General features: G+C 71.8%; 25 protein-coding genes and 1 pseudogene. 7 read left to right on the top strand and 19 right to left on the bottom strand.

Features of this window, described 5'->3' with window-relative positions; genetic code table 11:
* Positions 1–89 precede the first annotated feature (89 nt).
* The 4 genes from CFW40_RS18790 to CFW40_RS18805 all read right to left on the bottom strand — a co-directional run bounded on the left by CFW40_RS18790 (position 90) and on the right by CFW40_RS18805 (position 3,573).
* A complete protein-coding gene (locus CFW40_RS18790; RefSeq protein WP_088798986.1) occupies positions 90–776 on the bottom strand; it encodes a hypothetical protein in 687 nt (228 codons plus the stop codon).
* Positions 773–1,477 carry an RNA polymerase sigma factor gene (locus CFW40_RS18795; protein WP_176956457.1) on the bottom strand — a complete coding sequence of 235 codons (705 nt, stop codon included), beginning with the start codon at positions 1,475–1,477 and terminating at the stop codon, positions 773–775. The genes CFW40_RS18790 and CFW40_RS18795 overlap by 4 nt, the downstream gene beginning before the upstream one ends.
* 38 nt (positions 1,478–1,515) lie before the next feature.
* Entirely contained in the window at positions 1,516–2,136 is a 621-nt protein-coding gene (locus CFW40_RS18800; protein ID WP_088798987.1) for an LPXTG cell wall anchor domain-containing protein, read from the bottom strand.
* A gap of 381 nt (positions 2,137–2,517) precedes the next feature.
* Positions 2,518–3,573: an NAD(P)-dependent alcohol dehydrogenase gene (locus CFW40_RS18805; RefSeq protein ID WP_088798988.1), complete on the bottom strand. Its 1,056-nt coding sequence runs from the start codon at positions 3,571–3,573 to the stop codon at positions 2,518–2,520.
* Between the two features lie 118 nt (positions 3,574–3,691).
* On the opposite strand from CFW40_RS18805, the gene CFW40_RS18810 reads away from it, so the two are divergent.
* Positions 3,692–4,669 carry a helix-turn-helix domain-containing protein gene (locus tag CFW40_RS18810; protein ID WP_088798989.1) on the top strand — a complete coding sequence of 326 codons (978 nt, stop codon included), beginning with the start codon at positions 3,692–3,694 and terminating at the stop codon, positions 4,667–4,669.
* Here the strand turns inward: CFW40_RS18810 and CFW40_RS18815 are convergent.
* Complete coding sequence (locus tag CFW40_RS18815) at positions 4,624–4,971, bottom strand: hypothetical protein (protein WP_088798990.1); 348 nt, start codon at positions 4,969–4,971, stop codon at positions 4,624–4,626. The two genes, CFW40_RS18810 and CFW40_RS18815, sit on opposite strands and share 46 nt — an antisense overlap.
* A 102-nt stretch (positions 4,972–5,073) precedes the next feature.
* Positions 5,074–5,643 carry a PadR family transcriptional regulator gene (locus CFW40_RS18820; protein ID WP_088798991.1) on the bottom strand — a complete coding sequence of 190 codons (570 nt, stop codon included), beginning with the start codon at positions 5,641–5,643 and terminating at the stop codon, positions 5,074–5,076.
* A 110-nt stretch (positions 5,644–5,753) separates the two neighbouring features.
* On the opposite strand from CFW40_RS18820, the gene CFW40_RS37560 reads away from it, so the two are divergent.
* Both CFW40_RS37560 and CFW40_RS38140 read left to right on the top strand, forming a co-directional pair.
* Entirely contained in the window at positions 5,754–6,185 is a 432-nt protein-coding gene (locus tag CFW40_RS37560; RefSeq protein WP_218136794.1) for a nuclear transport factor 2 family protein, read from the top strand.
* Between the two features lie 24 nt (positions 6,186–6,209).
* Positions 6,210–6,347 carry a hypothetical protein gene (locus CFW40_RS38140; protein ID WP_256331399.1) on the top strand — a complete coding sequence of 46 codons (138 nt, stop codon included), beginning with the start codon at positions 6,210–6,212 and terminating at the stop codon, positions 6,345–6,347.
* A gap of 9 nt (positions 6,348–6,356) precedes the next feature.
* On the opposite strand, the pseudogene CFW40_RS38710 reads toward CFW40_RS38140, so the two are convergent.
* The 3 genes and pseudogenes from CFW40_RS38710 to CFW40_RS18835 form a co-directional block, all read right to left on the bottom strand.
* Positions 6,357–6,461: pseudogene (locus tag CFW40_RS38710) on the bottom strand (TetR family transcriptional regulator); the annotation flags it as partial.
* 9 nt (positions 6,462–6,470) lie between these two features.
* Positions 6,471–6,686, bottom strand: coding sequence for a ferredoxin (locus CFW40_RS18830; protein WP_088798993.1), 216 nt, complete (start codon positions 6,684–6,686; stop codon positions 6,471–6,473).
* Positions 6,687–6,815: 129 nt separating this feature from the next.
* Positions 6,816–8,054, bottom strand: a complete 1,239-nt coding sequence (locus CFW40_RS18835) for a cytochrome P450 (RefSeq protein WP_088798994.1) — start codon at positions 8,052–8,054, stop codon at positions 6,816–6,818.
* Between the two features lie 323 nt (positions 8,055–8,377).
* On the opposite strand from CFW40_RS18835, the gene CFW40_RS18840 reads away from it, so the two are divergent.
* Positions 8,378–8,908: a MarR family winged helix-turn-helix transcriptional regulator gene (locus CFW40_RS18840; protein WP_088798995.1), complete on the top strand. Its 531-nt coding sequence runs from the start codon at positions 8,378–8,380 to the stop codon at positions 8,906–8,908.
* Between the two features lie 102 nt (positions 8,909–9,010).
* Here CFW40_RS18840 and CFW40_RS18845 read toward each other — a convergent pair whose 3' ends face one another.
* The 3 genes from CFW40_RS18845 to CFW40_RS18855 all read right to left on the bottom strand — a co-directional run bounded on the left by CFW40_RS18845 (position 9,011) and on the right by CFW40_RS18855 (position 11,539).
* Entirely contained in the window at positions 9,011–10,171 is a 1,161-nt protein-coding gene (locus CFW40_RS18845) for a flotillin family protein (protein ID WP_088798996.1), read from the bottom strand.
* 11 nt (positions 10,172–10,182) lie between these two features.
* The gene (locus CFW40_RS18850; RefSeq protein WP_086716653.1) at positions 10,183–10,434 is read right to left on the bottom strand and encodes a hypothetical protein; all 252 of its coding nucleotides are present in this window, start codon (positions 10,432–10,434) and stop codon (positions 10,183–10,185) included.
* Between the two features lie 283 nt (positions 10,435–10,717).
* On the bottom strand, positions 10,718–11,539 hold the full coding sequence (locus CFW40_RS18855; protein WP_088798997.1) for a methyltransferase domain-containing protein: 822 nt from the start codon (positions 11,537–11,539) through the stop codon (positions 10,718–10,720).
* On the opposite strand from CFW40_RS18855, the gene CFW40_RS18860 reads away from it, so the two are divergent.
* Positions 11,538–13,160 carry a PLP-dependent aminotransferase family protein gene (locus CFW40_RS18860; protein ID WP_088798998.1) on the top strand — a complete coding sequence of 541 codons (1,623 nt, stop codon included), beginning with the start codon at positions 11,538–11,540 and terminating at the stop codon, positions 13,158–13,160. The two genes, CFW40_RS18855 and CFW40_RS18860, sit on opposite strands and share 2 nt — an antisense overlap.
* A 21-nt stretch (positions 13,161–13,181) precedes the next feature.
* On the opposite strand, the gene CFW40_RS18865 is transcribed toward CFW40_RS18860, so the two are convergent.
* The 3 genes from CFW40_RS18865 to CFW40_RS18875 form a co-directional block, all read right to left on the bottom strand.
* Positions 13,182–13,640 carry a nuclear transport factor 2 family protein gene (locus CFW40_RS18865; protein ID WP_088798999.1) on the bottom strand — a complete coding sequence of 153 codons (459 nt, stop codon included), beginning with the start codon at positions 13,638–13,640 and terminating at the stop codon, positions 13,182–13,184.
* A 66-nt stretch (positions 13,641–13,706) separates the two neighbouring features.
* The gene (locus tag CFW40_RS18870) at positions 13,707–14,603 is read right to left on the bottom strand and encodes a pyridoxamine 5'-phosphate oxidase family protein (protein ID WP_371127325.1); all 897 of its coding nucleotides are present in this window, start codon (positions 14,601–14,603) and stop codon (positions 13,707–13,709) included.
* A gap of 4 nt (positions 14,604–14,607) precedes the next feature.
* A complete protein-coding gene (locus CFW40_RS18875) occupies positions 14,608–15,063 on the bottom strand; it encodes a VOC family protein (protein ID WP_088799001.1) in 456 nt (151 codons plus the stop codon).
* A 144-nt stretch (positions 15,064–15,207) separates the two neighbouring features.
* Between CFW40_RS18875 and CFW40_RS18880 the strand changes: the two genes are divergently transcribed.
* Positions 15,208–15,750 (top strand): CGNR zinc finger domain-containing protein, encoded by a 543-nt coding sequence (locus CFW40_RS18880; protein ID WP_088799002.1) that lies wholly within the window; start codon positions 15,208–15,210, stop codon positions 15,748–15,750.
* Between the two features lie 150 nt (positions 15,751–15,900).
* Here CFW40_RS18880 and CFW40_RS18885 read toward each other — a convergent pair whose 3' ends face one another.
* Entirely contained in the window at positions 15,901–16,581 is a 681-nt protein-coding gene (locus tag CFW40_RS18885; protein ID WP_088799003.1) for an alpha/beta fold hydrolase, read from the bottom strand.
* A gap of 464 nt (positions 16,582–17,045) precedes the next feature.
* Between CFW40_RS18885 and CFW40_RS18890 the strand changes: the two genes are divergently transcribed.
* Positions 17,046–17,450: a hypothetical protein gene (locus tag CFW40_RS18890; protein WP_088799004.1), complete on the top strand. Its 405-nt coding sequence runs from the start codon at positions 17,046–17,048 to the stop codon at positions 17,448–17,450.
* 150 nt (positions 17,451–17,600) lie between these two features.
* Here the strand turns inward: CFW40_RS18890 and rocD are convergent, their stop codons facing one another.
* The 3 genes from rocD to CFW40_RS18905 form a co-directional block, all read right to left on the bottom strand.
* Positions 17,601–18,836: an ornithine--oxo-acid transaminase gene (rocD, locus tag CFW40_RS18895; RefSeq protein ID WP_088799005.1), complete on the bottom strand. Its 1,236-nt coding sequence runs from the start codon at positions 18,834–18,836 to the stop codon at positions 17,601–17,603.
* A complete protein-coding gene (gene ddaH, locus CFW40_RS18900; RefSeq protein WP_088799006.1) occupies positions 18,836–19,663 on the bottom strand; it encodes a dimethylargininase in 828 nt (275 codons plus the stop codon). Before ddaH ends, rocD begins: the two co-directional genes overlap by 1 nt.
* Positions 19,664–19,946: 283 nt before the next feature.
* Positions 19,947–20,441: an Lrp/AsnC family transcriptional regulator gene (locus CFW40_RS18905; RefSeq protein ID WP_088799007.1), complete on the bottom strand. Its 495-nt coding sequence runs from the start codon at positions 20,439–20,441 to the stop codon at positions 19,947–19,949.
* Positions 20,442–20,673: the final 232 nt, after the last annotated feature.

The raw sequence follows: 20,673 nt of genomic DNA on the forward strand, positions 1-20,673 counted from the left end.
GTGGGGGTGTCGGGCGGTCGGGACGTTGCCCGCTGCCCGCGGACCACTGCATGCGCATCACCGCCCGTGGAAGCCCGTTCGCGGGGCTCTCAACCGGGTGGCGGTGCCGAGGAGGTGCCGCCTTTGCCGGGGGCTGCGCGGGTGCCGTCCCGTGGGGAGGGGGTGGCCGACGGGGCTGTGGAAGGCGCCACGGTGGTCCCCGAGGGGCCGCCGCCCGGCTCTGCCGGGGGCCGGGGGCTGGGGGTGCCCGAACGGGAAGGGCGCCGCGGCGGGACCGGAATCCCGCTGGGCACTCCCGAGCGGGAGGGGCCGGCCGTACGGGGCGGTACCCGCGACGGGTGGCTCGGGGACGGGGCGGGGGACGGTCCCGTACGGGCCGACGGGGACGGTGCCGGGCCGACGGGGCTCGGCGGGGTCGCGGGCAGGGGCTGGTCCGGGGCGCCGGGGACGGTGGTCAGAAAGCCGATCACGACGGCGGCGGTCGCGGCGGCCGCGGCCAGCGGCAGTCCGAAACGGCGCAGCCACGGCCGCACGGGACCGGGCAGCCGGCCGCGGTGGGTGTGCGGGCCCGGGGGCGCGGCCGGCCGCAGGTCCCTCAGGGCGATGCTCTCGGCGCGCGCGGCGAAGGCCCCGCGCAGCCGGTCTTCCACGGGACGCCCGGACGCGGCGCCGTCGGAGCCGGGGCCCGTACCGCCGGCGCCCCAGCCGCCGTTGCCACCCGCGGCATCACCGGGCCCGCCACCCGTGCCACCGGTACGTGTGCCGGGGCCGTTCATGACCGCTCCTTCAAGATCTTCTCCAGCGAGTTCAGCGCGCGGCTGGCGATCGACTTCACCGCGCCGCGGCTGATGCCCAGCGTCGCCGCGATCTGTGCCTCTGTCAGATCGCCCCAGTAGCGCAGGACCAGCACCTCCCGGCGGCGGGCGGTCAGCCCGCTCAGCGCGGCGAACACCTCCCGGTGCTCCTCGTCCAGCACGATCCGCTCCTCGGCGGACGGCGCATCCGCCTCGTACGGCGGGGTGTAGCCGCGTGCGGTGCGTCGGCGCCGCAGCACCGAGCGGGCGGCGTTGACGACCGCGGTACGCAGATAGGCGAGCGCGTTGTCGACCTCGCCGAGCTGTTCGCCGTGCCGCTTGTAGAGCGCGGCGAACGCGTCCTGGACGACGTCCTCGGCGGTGGCGCGGTCGTCGACGAGCAGGACGGCCAGCCGGACCATGGTCAGCCGGTGGGCGTGGTAGAGCTCGCTGATCGTCGGCCGGGGCTCGGGGGGTGCGGGGGCGGCCTCGTCCGGCAACCAGGCCTCGAAATCCGCCGGTTGGCCGTACGCGGGAGAGCGGGCCGGGTGGCCGGGGCGCGGTGCTTCGCGGCGGGCGGCCGCCGGGCGGGCGGTGCGCAGCAGCCACCGCCACAGGGCAGGCCGGGGCCCCGGCAGGGCGAACCGTACCGGGGCGTACTGCGGGCCGGCGGAGTGCTCCATCGTTCCTCGGGGTGCGGCGGGCGGCTTTTCGCGGTGGCTCAGCCGCGCCGGCGGCGGACCGCGTAGACGGCGCCGCCACCCACGGCGATCAGGGCCGCGGCGGTGCCGCCGAGCGCCATGGAGGTCGTGGCGGAGGCTCCGGTGCGGGCGAGTTCCTTCTCGCTCCCGGAGCCCTTGGCGGGGACGGGGGCCGGGCGGGCGGAGGAGCCGGGGCCGTCGCCGCGGGTGCCGGGCGAGGCCGGGGAGGCGCTGGGGCGGGGATCGGCGCTGCTCGGCCGCGGGGCCGGGTGGCTGGGTGAGGCGGAGGGGCGGGGCGTGGCGGGGACCCCGGTCGGGGCGCTGGGCGACGGAGAGGCGCTGGTGGCCGGTGCGGGTGTGGGCCGGGTCCTGCCGTCGGCCGGTCGCGGGGTGGGTGCCTGGGCCGCGGAGCCGGTGTGCGGGCGCGGCTGCGGTGCCCGGTCGTCGGCCTGTGCGGTACCGGCCACGGACAGCGCGGCCAGCGTGAGCGCCGCGACCAGCCCGGCGCCTACCGCACCGCGCGGACGGGAGCGGGGCCGGAGCGGGGCGGCGTACGGCCGGAAACCGGCGGACGTGCGGGACGTGCGGGAGGTACGGCTGGACTTCACGGACTTCACGGACTTCACGGTCGGCTGCTCCACGTTCGTCGACGGGACGGCGCCTGAGGGCGCCCTCACCCGTGACGACGTGCGGCGGGGACGGGGGTTGCCGGGCGGTGCGGAAAATCTTCGCCGGGGCCCGCTTCCGTGCACCTCTGGGCCTCCGTGGCCCTCAGCCCTTCGAGCCGATCAGTCCGAGCCGGTACGCCTTCGCGAGTCGGCGGGACTTGGAGTGGGTCGTCTCGTCAGACTCCCCGGGCTGGGGAGTCACCACATGCGCACGCCCGGGGCGGCCTTCGGCAGACCGTCCCGGGCGTGCGCGCCTCCGCCCGGAACCGGGCGGAAGGCGCTCGTGGATCAGGCGGATCAGGCGGATCAGGTGGATCCGATGGGATCCGATGGGATCCGATGGGATCCGATGGCTCAGATCGTCGAGGTGTCTATCACGAAGCGGTAGCGGACATCGCTTGCCAGGACCCGCTCGTACGCTTCGTTGATCTGCTCGGCGCTGATCACCTCGATGTCTGCAGTCAGCCCGTGCTCACCGCAGAAGTCGAGCATTTCCTGCGTCTCCGGGATGCCGCCGATCAGCGAGCCGGCGATCGAGCGGCGCCGCGTGAGCAGGGCGAACGGCGCGACGGGCAGCGGGTTTTCGGGGGCGCCGAGCTGGACCAGGGTGCCGTCGGTGCGCAGCAGTCCGAGGTAGGCGTTCAGGTCCAGGTTGGCGGAGACGGTGTTGACGATGAGGTCGAAGGTGCCGGCCAGCTCCTCGAACGTGGCCGGGTCGGAGGTCGCGTGGTAGTGGTCGGCGCCCAGCCGCAGGCCGTCGTCCTTCTTGCGCAGCGACTGGCTCAGCACGGTGACCTCGGCGCCCATCGCGTGCGCGATCTTCACGCCCATGTGGCCGAGGCCGCCCAGGCCGACGATGGCGACCTTCTTGCCGGGTCCGGCCTGCCAGTGGGCGAGCGGCGAGTAGAGGGTGATGCCGGCGCACAGCAGCGGCGCCGCGGCGTTCAGCGGGATGCTCTCCGGGATGCGCAGGGCGTAGTTCTCGTCGACGACGAGGTGGGTGGAGTAGCCGCCGTGGGTGGTCTCGCCGTCCCGGCCGGTCGCGTTGTACGTGCCGACGTTGCCGAGCTCACCGGTGCAGTACTGCTGCAGGCCGGCCCGGCAGTTCTCGCACTCCCGGCAGGAGTCGACGAAGCAGCCGACGCCGACCCGGTCGCCCGCCTGGTAACGGGTGACCTCGGCGCCGACCTCGGCGACCACACCGGCGATCTCATGGCCGGGGACGATCGGGAAGGCTCCGCCGTCGCCCCATTCGGCGCGCACGGTGTGGATGTCGGAGTGGCAGATACCGGCGTACTTGATGTCGATCAGGATGTCGTGGGCACCCAGCTCGCGGCGCGGAATGGTGATCCGCTCCAGCGGTGCTTTCGGGGCGGGTGCGGCGTACGCGAAGACGGAGGTGTGGGTCATGCCACCGAGAATGCGGCGTTCCGTTTGCCGTAACCAGTGCACTCTTGAACGTATGCATGCCGTGCCTAGTACTGACGGAACCCCCCTCCGGTCCGGTCCGCGGCCGCCGACAGCGGTCATGGACCCGCGAACGGAATTGGGTGAGTTCCTGCGTTCCCGGCGTGCCCGGCTGCGGCCGCAGGACGTCGGGCTGCCGGAGTACGGCGGGCGGCGCCGGGTGCCGGGGCTGCGCCGGGAGGAGCTGGCGCAGCTCGCCGGGGTGAGTGTGGCGTACTACATCCGCCTCGAACAGGGCCGTGGCCGCAATGTCTCGTCCGCCGTACTGGACGCCATCGCCACCGCCCTGCGGCTGACCGCCGCCGAGCGCGATCACCTCACCCATCTCGCCCGCCCGGTCTCCCGCCGCATCCGCCCGGCCGCCCGTGCGCAACGGGTGCGCCCCGCGCTGCAGCAGCTGATCGACACGATGGAGCGCGTCCCCGCCTACGTCATCGGCCGGCGGCTGGACATCATCGGCTGGAACCGGCTCGCCTGCGCCCTGCTCGGCGACTTCGCCGCGCTGCCGCCCGAGCGCCGCAACCTGGCCTGGCAGGTGTTCCTGGATCCGGCCGCACGCGAGCTCTACGAGGACTGGGACGCCAAGGCCGCCGCTGTGGTCGGCTTTCTGCGGCGCGATGCCGGCCGTTATCCGGACGACCCCGAGATGGCCTCGCTGATCGGCCGGCTCTCGCTCGGGAGCGCGGAATTCCGGCAGTTGTGGGCCGCCCACGACGTGCAGGACAAGGGGTTCGGCAGCAAGGTCCTGTGCCATCCGCGGGCCGGCCGGCTGACCCTGGCGTACGAGACCCTGACCCTGCCCGCCGACCCCGACCAGCAGGTGATCACCTACCACGCCGAACCGGGGTCGCGGACGGCCGAAGCGCTCCGGATGCTGGCGTCGGATCAGGTGGTGACGTCAGATCGGGCGGTGGCGCCGGATCAGGCGGTGGTGCCGGATCAGGCGGTGGTGCCGGATCAGGCGGTGGCGCCGGATCAGGCGGTGGCGTCAGATCAGGAGAAGACCACCGAACGGACCTTCAGCTGCTCGGAGGCGTGACCGCCGTTCGGCCGGAGGCTGAAGTGGTCGCCGGTGCAGTCGGAGCCCGTGAAGACCGTGGCGACGGACGAGGTGTAGTTCTTCGGGGTGTGGGCGGGCTGGACGGTGGGGTCGGTCACCTCGGGGAGGGCGAGGCACGCCCGGCTGGGCGGGTCGGCGAGCAGGCCCACGTGCGGGGTGCCGGTCGAGTCGGTGTGCACGTAGGTGAAGGGGCCGGTGGCCGCGCCGGCCGAGGCGGTGGGCAGCGCCAGGGCGAGCGCGAGGGCGCCGACGGCGGTGGCGACGGTGTGGCGAAGACGCATAGGGATATGTCCTTCCATTCCTTTTCTTGTGGAATGTCTGTTTCCCGGGTGCGCGCCGGCTGATGTCCGTAGTCACACGAAGGAGTTCTGGGGAACGGTTTCCTACGGGCGCGGCCGTGCCTCGCTCCGCTCCCGCAGTACGCCGGCGATCCGCTCGCACCACGCGTGGGTCTCCCGTTCGAAGCCCAGGCCGCGCAGGCAGGTCAGATACGGGCCGATCCGGTCGCCGCCGGCCAGGAATTCCGCCTCGTCCCTGCCACCGCGCAGCCGGGTCAGCAGCTGGTCGAAGATCTCGGCCTTGGCGGCGGCGAGCCGGGCCCGCTCCGCCAGCTGCTCGATCACCGGCGCGGCGTCGATCCGGTCCACGGCCTGCACCTTGACCAGCAGATCGTCACGGATGAACGACGGTTTGGACGCGGCCGCGGCAAACCGCTCCAGCTCGGCCAGGCCCTCGTCGGTGACGTGGAAGAGCCGTTTGTTGGGCCGGGTCTCCTGGACCACCTGGCGGCCGGCGATCAGGCCCTGCGCCTCCAGCTTGGCCAGCTCCGTATAGAGCTGCTGCGGCAGCGCGTGCCAGAAGTTGGCGACGCCGGCATCGAAGGCCTTGGCCAGTTGGTAGCCGCTGTACTCGCCGTCCAGCAGTGCCGCCAGCACCGCGTGCTTGAGAGCCATGTCGGGCCGCTACCCCTTCCCATACTCAAGAATATGACTAATCATAGTCGCGACTATGAGGCACCGGGGCGGCCGGGTCGTGTGCCCGGCCGGGGCGAGGAGGACGAGCGATGGGGACGACGGCGAACCGCTTCAAGGCGGCGGTGGAGGCAGCGGATCTCGACGGGGTGGAGGAGCTGTTCACCGAGGACGTGCGCCTGTACAGCCCGGTGAAGTTCACGCCCTTCGAGGGGCGGCCGATGGTGCTCGGGCTCTTCGGGGTGCTGCTGCGTACGTTCCAGGACTTCCGTTACGTCGGCGAGCTCGACGGCAGCGCCCAGACGGCGGCGGGGCCGGACGGCGGCTCCGCTGACTCGACGGTCCTGGTCTTCCGGGCCACCGTGAACGGCAAGCAGATCCACGGCATCGATCTGCTGCAGTTCGACGAGGCGGGCCGGATCAAGGAGTTCACGGTGATGGTGCGGCCGCAGTCCGCGGTGCAGGCGCTGGGCGAGGCGGTGCTGGCCGGGCTGGTCGAGGACGGTTTGGTGCCCCAGCCGTAGGCCGGCTCGTGCCTGGGCGCGGCGTTGGCCGACGACGGTGTGCACCATGTGCCGGCCGAGTTCCGGGAGCGGTGCGCCGAACAGCGCGTCGGCCGCCGGGCCGAAGTCGGCCACGGCGGCGAAGAGCTGCTCCTTGCTGCCGAACCGCTTGACGATCAGTGAGGCGCTCACCCCCGCGTCGGCCGCGATACCGCGCAGCGTGACCTCGGCGTACGGACGCAGGGCGAAGGCCCGCCGGGCGGCGCGCAGGATGCCGGTCCGGGGGCCCCGCAGCAGGTCTGTCGTCTAGACCCGCCCCGCCCGGTCCGCCTGCTCGACCGAGATCGCCGCGGCCGGGCAGATGGCCACCGCCTCATGGACGGCGTCGTGGAGCCCGGCCGGCGGTTCGGCATCGAGGAGGACGACGATGCCGTCCTCCTCGCGCTGGTCGAACACCTCCGGCGCGGACAGCACACAGCTTCCGGCGCCGCAGCACTTCTCCTGGTCAATGTGTACGCGCATGGTTCTCCCCACGATGGGCCGCCGGGCTGCTGAGGGCCGCGGGCGGACGGGCTGGACGGGATGGACGAGACGAACGAGATGGACGGGCCGGACGAGAGGAGCGGGCCGGACGAGAGGGGCGGGCCGGGCTCACCACGCGACCGGCAGGGCGTGGACCCCGTAGATCCCCATGTCGTGACGGAACCGGATGTCCTCGAAGGGGACGGCGAGCCGCAGGTCCGGCAGGCGGCGCAGCAGCGTTTCGACGGCGATCTGCAGTTCCACCCGGGCGAGCGGCTGGCCCAGGCACTGGTGGACGCCGAAGCCGAAGGCGATATGACGCCGGGCATCGCGTCCGACGTCGAGTGCGTCGCCCCCCGGGAAGACGTCGTCGTCACGGTTGGCGGAGTTGAGGGTGCACAGCACGCCCTCGCCGGCCCGGATGGTGCGGCCGCCGAGCGTGACGTCCTCGGTGGCGACCCGCGGGAGACCGTTGTGGACGATCGTCAGATAGCGCAGCAGCTCCTCGACGGCCCCCTTGATCAGCGAGGGGTCCGCGCGCAGCCGCTTCAGCTGGCCGGGGTTGCGCAGCAGGGCGAGGGTGGACAGTGCGGTCATGTTGGCGGTGGTCTCATGGCCCGCGATCAGCAACAGCCGCCCCATGGAGGAGACTTCCTCGTCGTCGAGCTCGCCGCGGGCGACCAGCCGGCTGACGATGCCGTCGTCCGGCTCGCGTCGCTTGGACTCGGCGAGCCGGGTCAGATAGTGCCGCAGGTCCTCCTGTGCGGCACGCACCTCCTCGGCCGTCGACCGGAGGCTGAGCAGCAGGCGGCTGCGTTCCTGGAAGAACTCGTGGTCGTCATACGGGACGCCGAGCAGCAGGCAGATCACCAGGGACGGCAGCGGCAGCGCGAATTCGGCCACCAGATCCGCCGAGTTGCGCCCCGCGGTCATCCGGTCGAGCAGGTCATCGGCGAGGCGCTGCACCTCGGGGCGCATCGCCCCCACCTTCTTCACCATGAACTCGGCGGTGAGCATCCGGCGCAGCCGTGCGTGCTCGGGGTCGTCCTGGCGGATGAAGGTCGGTTTGACGGCGGCGAGTTCCCGGCCGCCCGCGGTGAGGAAGGGGAAGCCGGGCCGGGTCGCGTCGGCGCTGAACCGCGGGTCGCCCAGCACCGCCCGTACGTCCTGATGCCGGGTCACCAGCCAACAGGTGGAGCCGTCCCAGAGCGTGGCCCGGGTGACCGGTTCCTCCCGGCGGGCCCGTTCGACGCCGGGCGCGGGATCGAAGGGGCAGCCTTCGGCCCGCGCGGCCGGGACGGCAAGGGGGGCGAGGCCTGCACCCGGGCCGGTGTCGTGCTCCGCCTCGGTGCGTTCTGCAGTCGTCATGCGGCTGGTCCTTCCACGATCGGGACACGGCACTGCCGTGGCGAACGGTGCGGGTAGCGCTTTTCCTTGACGGGCTCTGCAAACTCGGTGACCACCTCGGCAGCCACCGTGACCAGCGGGGATCACGGTCACCGAGGGCTGGGTCACCTCTAGTTACCTAACTTAAGCAAGTAAGTTGTTCACACGTTAACTCACCGCGAACGGGGGAGGGAAGGGGTGATCAAGGCGCCCCCGAGGTTGGCTCAATCCGAGCGGACGCGCGCGCCCGGAGCGACCTGCCACAGGGCGGATCCGGGCACCCCAAGGGCAGCTAAAGTGCCTGCATGCCGGACCCCGGAAGAGACCAGGACCCCATCGCCGCACTGCAAAGAGTGCTGGCCACGCTGTCCTACCTGCTCACCCGTTCCCGGGCACACGAACGCCAGGCGGCCGAGGCGGGAGTCACGGCGGCGCGCTCCGACCTGTGGCTGCTGATGGCCCTGGAGGACAGCGGCGGGGTCAGCCGGGTCGGCGATCTGGCCGCACTGCTGATGGTCGAGCCGCCTCATGTCACCCGCCAGATCAGCCAGTTGGAGTCCCAGGACCTGGTCGAACGGACCCCGGACTCCCTTGACCGCCGCGCCCGGCAGGTGGCGATCACGCCCCACGGCAAGGCCGTCCTGGGCCGCCTCCAGCACACCAGCCAGGCCGGTCTGCACGACGCGCTCGCCGGCTTCGACGACGCCGACATCGCCACCACCGTCGCCGTGCTCAACCATCTGGTGGCCCACGCCCGTCACAAGCACGCAGCGGAAGACCGGCCGCGAGGGCGGGGGTGTGAGCGGGGCGGGGAGGTGAGTGGGCCGGGGAGGTGAGTGGGCCGGGGCCCAGAGGTTGTCCCCTGGGCCCCGAGTCCCACCTCGCGCGCAGCCGCTACTCGCTCCCTGCGCGGGCTCTACGCGTTCCCTGTCCGGGCTCTACTCGATTTCGACCCGGCCGTTGTGGCCCTGCTGTGCGGCGGTGCCGCCGTTCTTGTCGGTCTTACCGTCCTGGCCCTCGGGGGTGCCGAGGTTGCGGCGGACCGAGTCGAGGATGGTCAGGCCCTGGCCGACCAGGCCCGCGGCGATCTCGCCCAGGCCGTCGGTGCCGTTGAGGACATTGACATTGGCGTTGGCCAGGCCCGCGGAGGCCTCCTTGACGATCTGCGGGAGCTGGTCGATCAGCATCCGGTCCAGGGCCACCCGGTCGTGCGACGCGGCGGCCTCGGCCTGGATCTTCATCCGCTCCGCCTCGGCCATGGCCAGCAGCCGGATGCGCTCGGCCTCCGCCTCGGCGGGCTTGACGACCTCGGCCACCAGCTCCTGCTGACGCAGCTGCGCCGCGCGCTCGGCGAGTTCGGTCTGTGCGGCGAGGACTTCTTGCTGTGCATGGGCCTGCGCGAGCGGACCGGCCTGCGCGGCGCGGGCCTGGGCGCGGTCCACCTCGGCGGAGTACTCGGCCTGGACCACGGCGGTCTGCCGGGAGTATTCGGCCTGATTACGCGCGGCCTCCTGCTGCGCCTCGACCGAAGCCTGGGTGGCCTGGGCCTGGGCGATCTGCGCCTGCCGCTGGATGGCCGCCTTGTGCGGGGCGGACATCGCCTCGATATAGCCGGTGTCGCCGTCGTCGATCGACTGGATCTGCAACGAGTCGACGATCAGACCGATCTTCGCCATCTCGGTCTTGGACGTCTCCAGGACCTCGGTGGCCAGCTTCTGCCGCTCGGTGACGATCTCCTCGACCGTCATCGAACCGATGATGGAGCGCAGATGGCCGGCGAAGATCCGGCCGGTCAGTACCGACATCTGGTCCTGGTCGGACAGGAACCGCTGACCGGCGTTGACCACGCTCTCGGTGTCGTTGCCGACCTTGAACGCGATGACGGCGCGTACCGTCAGCGCGATGCCCTGCCGGGTCACACAGGTCTCGGCGACCTCCGCCTCACACATCGCCAGCGTCAGAAAGCGGACCTTGCGGAAAACCGGCAGCACGAACTTTCCGTGCCCGGTCACCACTCGGAATGGCGCGCCCCCCTGTCCACGCCTGCCTCCCGAGATCAGCATGGCTTGATCGGGGGCAGGAACGCGGTAACCGAACATCCTCATTCTCCTCAACCGGCGTCGCCGGCATTGCCGGACAACGCGTCCAACGGATCGGCCCACTCCATGACGTCGACCTGACGACTGCCACGCGACTCGATCACGAGCACGGTCGCCCCTACCGGAAGGGGCTCGGCGGACCAGGCGAGAAAGGCCTCGCTACCGCCTCTGATCCGTACCAGGACCTCACCGGGACCGGCAGCCCCGCGCGTGCCGATCAGCAGCACTCCCGTACAGCCGATCACGGCATCGTCCTGTGCCATCCGCGGCTGCCCTCCCCCGTTACGTTCCTGGAAAGCCGACCATAGCGCTCCGGCAGGCGGTGGCCTATGGGGGGTTGTCGGCGAGTTGGCGCAACGCGCCACGGCAGTCAATTTCCCGTTAAGACATCTGCAAAGGAAGGGCGGAATTCAGCGCGCCGGGGGCAATGCGCCGAGGGCGGCGAGGATGTCGGACGGTTCGGCGCGGTGGTCGAGCGCGTGGGTGCGGGGCCGGTGCGCACGATCGCGCCCGGTCCGTGCCACGAAGAATCCGTCCCTACGACCCCTACGACATCGGATTGACGGCCACGGCCTTGAAAAAGGTGTAGTGGAAGGTCCCGTCGTCTTCGGCGGCCCGTCGCAGATCGGTGATCCCCCGGTCCCAGTCGGCGGTGGTGGTCAGGCCGATGCCCAGGGCATCGTTCCGGACCGCTTCGATCATGGCGATGAAGGTGTTCCGGGTGAATCCGTCCACCAGGGCGGGCCGGGTCCGGTCGGCGTAGACCGTACGCGGACGGATGACCACGTTCTCGAATCCGGCGCCGCTGAGCAGTGGCTGCAACTCCCGTCCCAGCAGTGCGTTTCCGCCGGCCGCGGCCTGCAGGCGTACCTGATGGCCGATCACCTCATGGGCGTGCAGGCTGTCCGGATGGAAGACCACCGAGCCGTGGTCGCCCTCGATCACGGTGAATGTCCCGCCGGGGCGCAGGAGCCGGCGCAGCGCGGCCAGCGCCTTGTCGGGCTCCCACAGGTGCTCCAGCACGAAGCAGGCGAAGACGTGGTCGAACTCGGCCTCTTTGAAGGGGAGATGCAGCAGGTCGGCGGCCCGCCACGTCACGTCGGCGTCGGGCTCTTGCTCCCTCAGGTAGGCGCGGGCCTGGGCCAGCGACTCCTCGGAACGGTCAACCGCGACGAGGCGCGCCCGCGGACTGTTCCTGGCCAGATGTACGGTCTGCGCACCCACCCCGCAGCCGACCTCCAGGACCCGGCTGCCGGCGGGGTACGCCGTTCCGGCGTGCAGCAAGGGGGCCAGAGTGTCCGCCTGGTCGCAGAGGCGCCGGGCTTCGCGGGGCAAGTAGCCGTGGACGTACGCCGTTTTCCTGTTCATGGCTTCACCGTGCCGGGACAATGGCCCGGTGCACAGGTCCAAAGAACGGCCCGCTGACAGGTCCATAACTCCTCCGGCTCCCCCTGGCCCGCCGACTCCTCCGGTTTCTTCGGCCCCCTCGGGCTCCTCGCGGTCCTCGGGCTCCTCCGACTTCCTGCAGCTGAACATCGCGGAAGCGCCCGCGGGCCGGCGGTCGGACTGGCTCGCCAGGGAGTTGCGGCGCGCGATCGCGGACGGCCGGCTGCCGGTCGGGAGCAGACTGCCCGCCACCCGGGTACTCGCCGCTGAGCTGCGGGTGTCGCGGGGTGTGATCACCGAGGCGTATCAGCGGCTGACCGAGGACGGACAGCTTGCCGGGCGGAGGAGGGGCGGGACCGTGGTCGTCGCCGCGCCCGTGACGGCCACGGCGGGGACCGCGGCGAGCTCCCCGGTGCGTGTCACGGGAGCGGCACCCTCCGTGCACCGGGACCGGGCCGTCACGCCGTTCGCCGCTCCGCCCGGCCCGGAGGTCTTCGACGAGCTGCGCTCCGCGCCCGCGCGGATCGATCTCTCGCCCGGTGTACCCGACCTGTCCGCCTTCCCCCGCACGTCCTGGCTCCGCGCCGAACGCGCGGTGCTCGCCGGTCTTGCGTCCGCCGAACTCGGCTACGGGGACCCCCGCGGCACGCCCGCACTACGGGTGGCCGTCGCCAACTGGCTGGCCCGTAACCGCGGGATCAGGGCGGACCCGGACGACGTGCTGATCGTTTCCGGTACCGCGCAGGCCCTCGGCCTGATCGCCCAGGTGCTGCACCGTGACGGAATCCGGGAGATCGCGGTGGAGGACCCCGGGTCCCTCGGGGCGCAACAGCATCTGCGCCACTGGCGGCAGGCGACGCCGCCGGTGCCGGTCGACGAGTTCGGGATACGGGTCGACGCGCTGCGGGCGAGCGGTGCGCGGGCCGTCCTGCTCACGCCGGCGCACCAGTTCCCGACCGGGGTGGTGCTCGACGGCGGTCGGCGCCGCGAGCTGATGCGCTGGGCGGCCGACGGCGGCCTGATCGTCGAGGACGACTACGACGCCGAGCACCGCTACGACCGTGTGCCGGCCCCCGCGCTGCGCTCACTCCTCGCCGATCAGGTCTGCTACGCCGGCAGCATCTCCAAGCTGCTCGCGCCCGCCCTGCGGGTGGGCTGGGTGCTGGCGCCGCCGCGGTACCGCACCGCGCTGGTCGACGCCAAACGGTTCGCGGACCTCGGCAATGCGGCACTGCCGCAGCTGGTACTGGCCCGGCTGATGGAATCGGGCGAGCTGGAACGCAGGTTGCGACTGCTGCGCCGGCGCCACCGGCAGCGCCGGGACGCCATGATCGCGGCGATCCGGACCCAGCTGCCGGGGGCGACCGTGCACGGCGCGGCGGCCGGCCTGCATCTGACGATCACCTTGGCGCCGGGCGTCTGCCGCGGCTCCGATACGGACCTGGCTGCGGCGGCCCTCGCCCGGGGCGTCAAGGTCCAGCCGCTGTCCTGGCACCGCCGGCTCCCCGCCGCTCCGGGCCTGGTCCTCGGCTATGCCGCCCGTACACCGGGCGAGATCACGGAGGGCGTGGCCGTCCTGGGGGAGGCGCTGACGGGCGGGTGAGGCCGGGGAGTCTCCCGCTGATCAGCGGAAGGGAAGAGGCCGCCCCTTCTCCTCCTCCGGGCGGGGGCCGAAGATGCGGCGTTCGTCGCCGGTGATCGCGACGTCGTGGATGCCGGCCTCCCGGCGACGCATCAGGCCTTCCTCGTCGAACTCCCACAGCTCGTTGCCGTAGCTGCGCCACCACTGGCCGGCCGCGTCATGGGACTCGTACTGGAAGCGCACCGCGATGCGGTTGCCGCTGTAGGACCAGAGCTCCTTGCGCAGGGCGTAGTCCAGTTCGCGGGCCCACTTCTGGTGCAGGAACGCGATGATCTCGTCGCGGCCGGTGAGGAAGGTGTCCCGGTTCCGCCAGATGGAGTCCTCGGTGTAGGCGAGGGCGACGCGCTCCGGATCGCGGGTGTTCCAGGCGTCCTCGGCCGCCTGGACCTTCTGCAGCGCGCTCGGCTCGTCGAACGGCGGGAACGGTGGGCGTGGCGCCATGGCGGGCTCCTTCTCTTGGCTGTGGGGGTGAACCCGGGGCGCGGGGTGAGGCGGCACCCGGGAGGTTCATACGCTGTCCCGCACGGGTGGGTTGGCGGGCGAGTACTCGGGTGTGGACCAGCGCAGCGGGCTGGCGTGCGGGGTCTCCACGGTTTCGGTCACCGTGAAGCGCAGGGTGCGGCCGGCCGCGCCGAATACGGTGGTCGCGGTGCCGGTGAGCTGGAGCGTGCCGCCGGTGCTCCAGTCGACGAACAGCAGGCCGGCGCGGGGATCGCCTTCGAGATTGCCCAGGGTCAGGAACATCGCGTTGCCCGGGTAGTCCTGCCAGCAGAGTTCGTTCGGCGAGGTCACCCGGACGAATCCGGGGTTGCCGCCGCGGTGGCTGGCGTCGGTGCCGTCGGCGGCCGCGGTGGCGATGAAGAAGGTGTCGGCGGCGCGGACGAAGCGCTGCTGATCGGGGGTGAGTTCCCGGCCCCGCCGCACGGCACCGGCTTGGGCGGGGACCGGTGCCAGGAGCGTCCGCCGCTGCAGGTGCTTCGGGCAGTTGGCGAAAACCTGCTCGGCAGCCACCACGAACCCGCGGGCCGTCGGCGCGGCCGTGCCGTTGAGGCGCATACGCCGGCGGGTGCGGGGGTCGAGGGCGATCGTGCCGACGTCGGTTCCCTCGGTCGCGAGGGCCGCGGTGAGCGGGTCGCCCGCCGGGGGGCCGCCCGTGACCGCGATCGATCGGGGGCCCGTGGCCCGCACGAATCCGGGGGTGCCGGTGAGCAGCGAGCTCCACATCCGGCCGGCCTCGTCCGCCGCACCGATCACCAGCATCGGCTGCAGTCCGAGGAAGGCCGCGGCCACCTCGCGGATGCCCGGCCCGATGGAGCGGCCGATGTGATCGGCCACGGCGCGTACGCCGAGCCGGTCCTGCACGGCGCGCGAGCCCTCGTGGTACGGATCATCCACGGTCCTCAGCTCCTCAGAAGAATCCGCAGGCCGGTGCAGCCGCCACCGGGGTGGGCGCGCCTTCCGCGCCGGAGGGTACGCAGATTTCCAGCCGCGTGCCGTCCGGATCGTGGAAGAAGATCCCGCCGGAGGGGGTGCCCTCGCCGTGGGCGACGAAGCCGTCGTACGCGAAGTCGAGGCCCCGCTCGCGGAGCCGGGCCTCGAACGCCTTCACCTCGTCGACCGTCCCGGCCTCCCACGCCAGGTGGTGCAGCCCGGCCAGGCCCGGGGCGTAGGCGCCGTCCGCCTGCTGCCACAGCGTGAGCGTGAGTTGTCCGTGCTGCCCCAGGAAGGCGAAGCGCCGGCCGTCATCGTGGCCCTCGCCGAGCACGTCGAATCCGAGCACCTCCCCGTAGAAGGCGAGTGAGCGCTTGAGGTCGGTGACGTTCAGGCCGACGTGGCCGGGCCGGAGTGTGCTGGTCGCCGTCATGGCAGACCCCTCTCCGGCGGATCGATCGATCCGCCGATCTAACTGGTAAAATTAACGTTAATGGTTAGTGAGGTGGCAGGCAACCTATTACGTACTCTTGAGTGGTTAGCCCCACGGGGACACGGACGTCAGAAGGAGGCAGGGATGACCGCACTCGACCCCCGTCCCCTGACCGGTGAGCCCGTCTCGCTGGATCTGCTGAACACCCGCTGGATGGCCGACGGCGTACGCCAGGATCTGCTCACCGGCCCCGAAGGGCTGCACATCTGGCTCGCGAGCAACGGTCTCGACCGCCGCTTTCCCGCGGACGCCGCCGCACTGGAGCATGTCCTGTCCGCCCGCGAGGCCCTCGCCGCCGCCGTCGGCGCCCCCGGCGGCACGGCCGGTATCGAGGGTGTCAACGCCGTACTCGACCATGGCCGGATCCGCGCCACCCTGACTCCCGAGGGCCCCGGCGAGGTGGCGGAGTTCGAGAATCCTTCCTGGGGTGCGGCCTGGATGGCGGCCCGTGACTACCTGGATCTGCTGCGCACTGCCCCGGACCGGATCCGCGGCTGCGCGCACGAGGCATGCATCCTGCACTTCTTCGACACCTCGCGGAACGGTACCCGCCGCTGGTGCTCGATGGCGGCCTGCGGCAACCGCGCGAAGGCTTCCCGTCACTACGCGAAGGCGCGCGAGGCCTGAGCGCCGTTCGGCGAGGGGCTGCCGCCGGCCGTCCCGTGCGGGGGCCGGAGGGTGTGCCGTGTGTGCGGGAGGGCGCGGCTCCCTGTTGACCGTTTCACGGAACGGGACGGGGCGTGTCGCGGGGCGGGGCGTGTCACGGGCCGGGGCGTGTCACAGGCCCTTGGCGAGGGTGTGCAGGTAGTCGGCCAGGTCCTGGGGGTGGGCGTACATGGGGCCGTGGCCGGTGTCCCATTCGGTGGTCTGCGCGCCCATGCGGTCGGCCAGTTCGCGCTGGGTGGCGGCGGGCAGTGCGCGGTCCTGCGTGGCGACCAGGTAGTGCGAGGGCTTCTCGCGCCAGGCCGGGGTGCCGGACGGGGCGGCGTCGATGCCCAGACGCGGGAACTTCTGTACGGCCGCGGCGAGCGTGGTGCGTTCGGCGGGGGCGTCGGCGGCCACGACCTCCCCGTATGCCGGCCGGTCGATGTACGAGTACCCGTCGTCGGTGACCCTGAGGTGCTCGGGGAGCGCGCTGCCGGGGTGGCGCTGCACGATGTCCCTGACCGACTCGCCCTGGTCGGGGGCGAAAGCGGCGATATAGGCCAGGGCCTTGACGTGGTCCTGGCCAAGGGCCGCGTTGGTGATCACAGCACCGCCGTAGGACCAGCCCACCAGGAGTACCGGCCCGTCGACGGTGGACAGGACCCGGCGTACGGCGGCGATGTCGCCTTCCATTGATTCCACGGGGAGTTGGACGGCGACCGGCTCATGACCCAGTGCACGCAGTGCGGTGAGGGTCTCGCTCCAGGCGGAGCCGTCGGCCCACAGGCCGTGGACGAGAACGATGGCGGTCATGGCGTGAGCCTCCGGGAGGTTGGGAGAGGTGCGCGGGGCGCATGTGCGGTGGCGGACGGCGACGAGGACGGCTTCGACCCCGTCGCTATAACCATTCAAATCAACTTTAGGGGTTAGGCCGCGAGGGGTCAACCGGTCACTTGCTGTTGAGTGGTTAGCGTGGAGGGGTGGGGTGGGCGCTGCGACCACCGGAAGCCGGCGGAAGCCGCCCGGGGTAGCGGTCCCCGGCCGGCGCTGTCCGGTTGGGGTCAGGGCGGGGTCAGGGCGGGGTCAGGGCGGCCCGGCCCGGCGCCGCGACCCGTACTGATCTCGTCACAGCCGCGGTGGGTAACCCCTCTGACGGCACGTGAGTTCGAGGAATCCGACTAAGATCAACCATGCGACCGCGGTCCCTGCCACGCCCCATTCGTGGCGGGGCCGTTGTGTCTTCTGCCGGTACATCGAGGAGAGGATTCCCCCCACACATGACCCGTTCGAAGCTGCTCCGTGGGCTGACCGTCGCCGGAACGATCGCGCTGAGCGCCGTTGCCACCACCCCGGCCGCGCACGCCGCCGCATCCTCCTGCACCCACGACTGGTCGGGGCCGCAGATCTGCATCAAGACCGACGGCAGGGACGGGACGCCCAACCCCGGCACTGTCACCGCCTCCTGGACCAACCCGTCCAAGAGCCGGCAGTCCGCGACCGTCTACCTCACCACCACGGACGGCGGGAGCAGCTACTCCTTCAAGGCGAGGCGGTCCGGTGGCCAGATCGTCGGCCACACCGTCCCGGGGCTGCAGCCGAGCGGCAGCACGCTCTGTGTCCGTTTCCAGGGCAGCTCGCACAAGGCCTGCCTGGAGATGATCAACCGCAACGGCTCCTTCTAAGGGGACGACGGCCTAAGGGGACGACGGCTCCCTCCGGTTCCAGGAGACGGCGGCTCCCTCTGGAGGGCACGGCTCCTTCCGGGGCACCACGCGGACACGACGCGGCCGCAGCTCACCCGAGCTGCGGCCGCGTCGGCCTTCCGACGGGGGTCAGGCCAGCGCCCGCTCCAGGCTCCCCAGCGCGGCGTCCAGTTCCTCACCGGTGATGGTCAGCGGCGGGGCCAGCCGGATCGTCGAGCCATGGGTGTCCTTGACCAGGACGCCTTCCTTGAGCAGGCGTTCGCTGATCTCCCGGCCGGTGCCGAGCGCGGGGTCGATGTCGACCCCGGCCCACAGGCCGCGGGCGCGGAAGCCGGTCACGCCCTTGCCGGTCAGCGCGGCCAGACCGCTGCGCAGCCGGTCGCCCAGTTCGGCGGCGCGGCGCTGGAACTCTCCGGTGGCAAGCAGCTCGACGACGGCCGAACCGACCGCCGCCGACAGGGGGTTGCCGCCGAAGGTCGAACCGTGCTGGCCGGGGCCCAGCACACCGAGCACGTCGCGGCGGGCGACGACCGCGGAGACCGGGACGATGCCGCCGCCCAGCGCCTTGCCGAGCAGCAGTACGTCCGGCACCACGGACTCGTGCTCGACGGCCAGCGTGGTGCCCGTGCGGCCCAGCCCGGACTGGATCTCGTCGGCGATGAACAGGCACCCGGCCCGCCGGGTCAGGTCGCGTACGCCGGTGAGATAGCCGTCGTCGGGGATCACGACGCCCGCCTCGCCCTGGATGGGCTCGATCAGCACGGCGGCCGTCGTCTCGTCCACGGCCGCTTCGAGCGCGGCGAGATCGTTGTAGGGGACGGTGCGGAAGCCGGGGGCGAAGGGCCCGAAGCCGACGCGGGCCGTGTCGTCGTCGGAGAAGCCGACGATGGTGGTCGTCCGGCCGTGGAAGTTGCCGCCGGCCACCACGATCGTCGCCCGGTCCGCCGGGACGCCCTTGACGTCGTACGCCCACTTGCGCGCGACCTTGATGCCGCTCTCCACCGCCTCGGCGCCGGTGTTCATCGGCAGGACCATGTCCTGCCCGGTCAGCTCGGCGAGGCCTTCGGCGAAACCGGCGAGCCGGTCGTTGTGGAACGCGCGGGAGGTGAGGGTGAGTTGGTCGAGCTGGCGGTGCGCGGCCTCGATCAGGGCCGGGTGGCGGTGGCCGAAGTTGAGCGCCGAGTAGCCGGCCAGCATGTCGAGGTAGCGGCGTCCCTCGACGTCCTCGACCCAGACCCCTTCGGCGCGCGCGACCACCACGGGCAGCGGGTGGTAATTGTGCGCGAGGACCGGGCCCTCGGCCTGGATCAGCTCCGCGGACGAACGGGGAGCGTGCACGCGGGCGGTACGGGTGGGAGCGGTCATCAGCGAATCTCCTGTGTGCAGCACTTGATGCCGCCGCCGGCCTTGTGGAACTCCGAGAGGTCGACGGGGACGGGGACATAACCGTGCGCGCTGAGCTGGTCGATCAGGCCGGTCGCCTGCGGGGCGACGAAGACATGGCGGCCGTCGGAGACGGAGTTGAGGCCGAAGGCGAGGGCGTCGTCCCGGGTGGCGAGCACCGCATCGGGGAAGAGCCGGCGCAGCACTTCACGGCTGCCGGTCGAGAACGCCCCGGGGTAGTAGGCGACATGCGCCTCGCCCGTCTCCGCCGTCTCCTCCAGGACGAACAGCGCGGTGTCCAGGTGGTAGAAGTACGGGTCCACCAGCTGCAGGCCGATGGTCGGTACGCCGAAGAACTCCTGGACCTCGCGATGCGCGGCCGGCGTGGTGCGAAAGCCCGTACCCGCCAGGATGTAGCGTCCGGCCGGGATGAGATCGCCCTCGCCCTCGCACGGCGACTCGGGCCGGTAGACGTCGTACCCGGCCGCCTTGAACCAGGTCTCGTACTCCACGGACTCCGGCCGCCGCTGCGGCGCATGGAAGGACGAGCCGAAGACCCGGCCGCCCACGACGAGCGCGGAATTCGCCGCGAACACCATGTCGGGCAGCGTGGCCACCGGGGGCACGGTCTCCACCGTGTGCCCGTGGTCGCGGTAGGCGCTCATCAGCGCCTCCCACTGGCGCCCCGCGAGGGCGGTGTCCACCGGGATGTCCGCACTCATCCACGGATTGATCGCGTAACGCACATCGAAGTGTCTGGGCTCGCAGACCAGATAGCGCCGGGGGCGCGACACACGACTCTTCGGCACGGGACGTTCCCTTCGCTTCTTACGGGGCTTGCGGGGCGCTGCGTGGCAATGCGGGGCGACCGGACGTCACCGAGGGTCACCCCGAGTACTTCCACGGTAAGGAGCGACGGATTCGGGTCACAAGAAACAAATGCTGCTCATCAGCGCAGGAATCCTGCGTGGTCATGGGGGCGGAAGCCGGATTCATGCGCACGTCGCTTAGCGCGCGTACCTGCTCCGTATGCGTCCGCCCCCGTGCCGGCCCCGCGCTGCCCCCGCGCCCCGGCCCCGCGCCCGCCCCCCGTCAGGGCGTGGAGCCGCCCGGGGACTGGCTGGCGCCCGCCTCCGGGCTGTCCGGCAGGAGGTGGGACAGCACCATGTAACTGATCGTCTTGCGGATGAACGGCTCGGCCCTGATCCGTTCGAGCACCCCCTCGAAGTGCTCGACATCCTTGGCCCGTACGTGCAGCAGCGCATCGGCGCCACCGGTCACGGTCATCGCCGCGGCGATCTCCGGATGGTTGCGCACCACCTCCGCAAGCCGCCGGGGCGGCGCCGCGCCGTCGCAGTACACCTCGACATACGCCTCGGTCAGCCAGCCCAGGGCGGCCGGCCGGACGGTAGCGGTGAACCCCGTGATCACGTTGTTCTCCCGCATCCGGTCCACCCGCCGCTTCACCGCGGTGGACGACAGCCCGATCGCCGCACCGATCTCCGCAAAGCTCGCCCGGCCGTTGTCGATCAACGCCGCAACAATCTTGCGGTCGAGGTCGTCGAAGGGCGCGGCTTTGGTGGTCACTGGGGCTCCCGAATCGTGCTGGTGCGTTCAGTCCGCGCTGGTCCGAACCGGTCCGTGCCGGTCCTCTCCGTCGTGGTCGCCTCACGGTAGCGGGGGGCGGGGCGGGGAGGCGGGAGGGTGGACAGGCGGGCGAGGGGGAGCGGACAGGCGGGTGAGATGAGAGGGCGGGCTACGGGGCGGAGCGGGCCAGGAGGGGGCCGTACGAGCCGGGTTGGCGTTCGAGGTGGTGCCG

The organism is Streptomyces sp. 2114.4 (genome assembly GCF_900187385.1).
Taxonomy (GTDB): Bacteria; Actinomycetota; Actinomycetes; order Streptomycetales; family Streptomycetaceae; genus Streptomyces; species Streptomyces mooreae.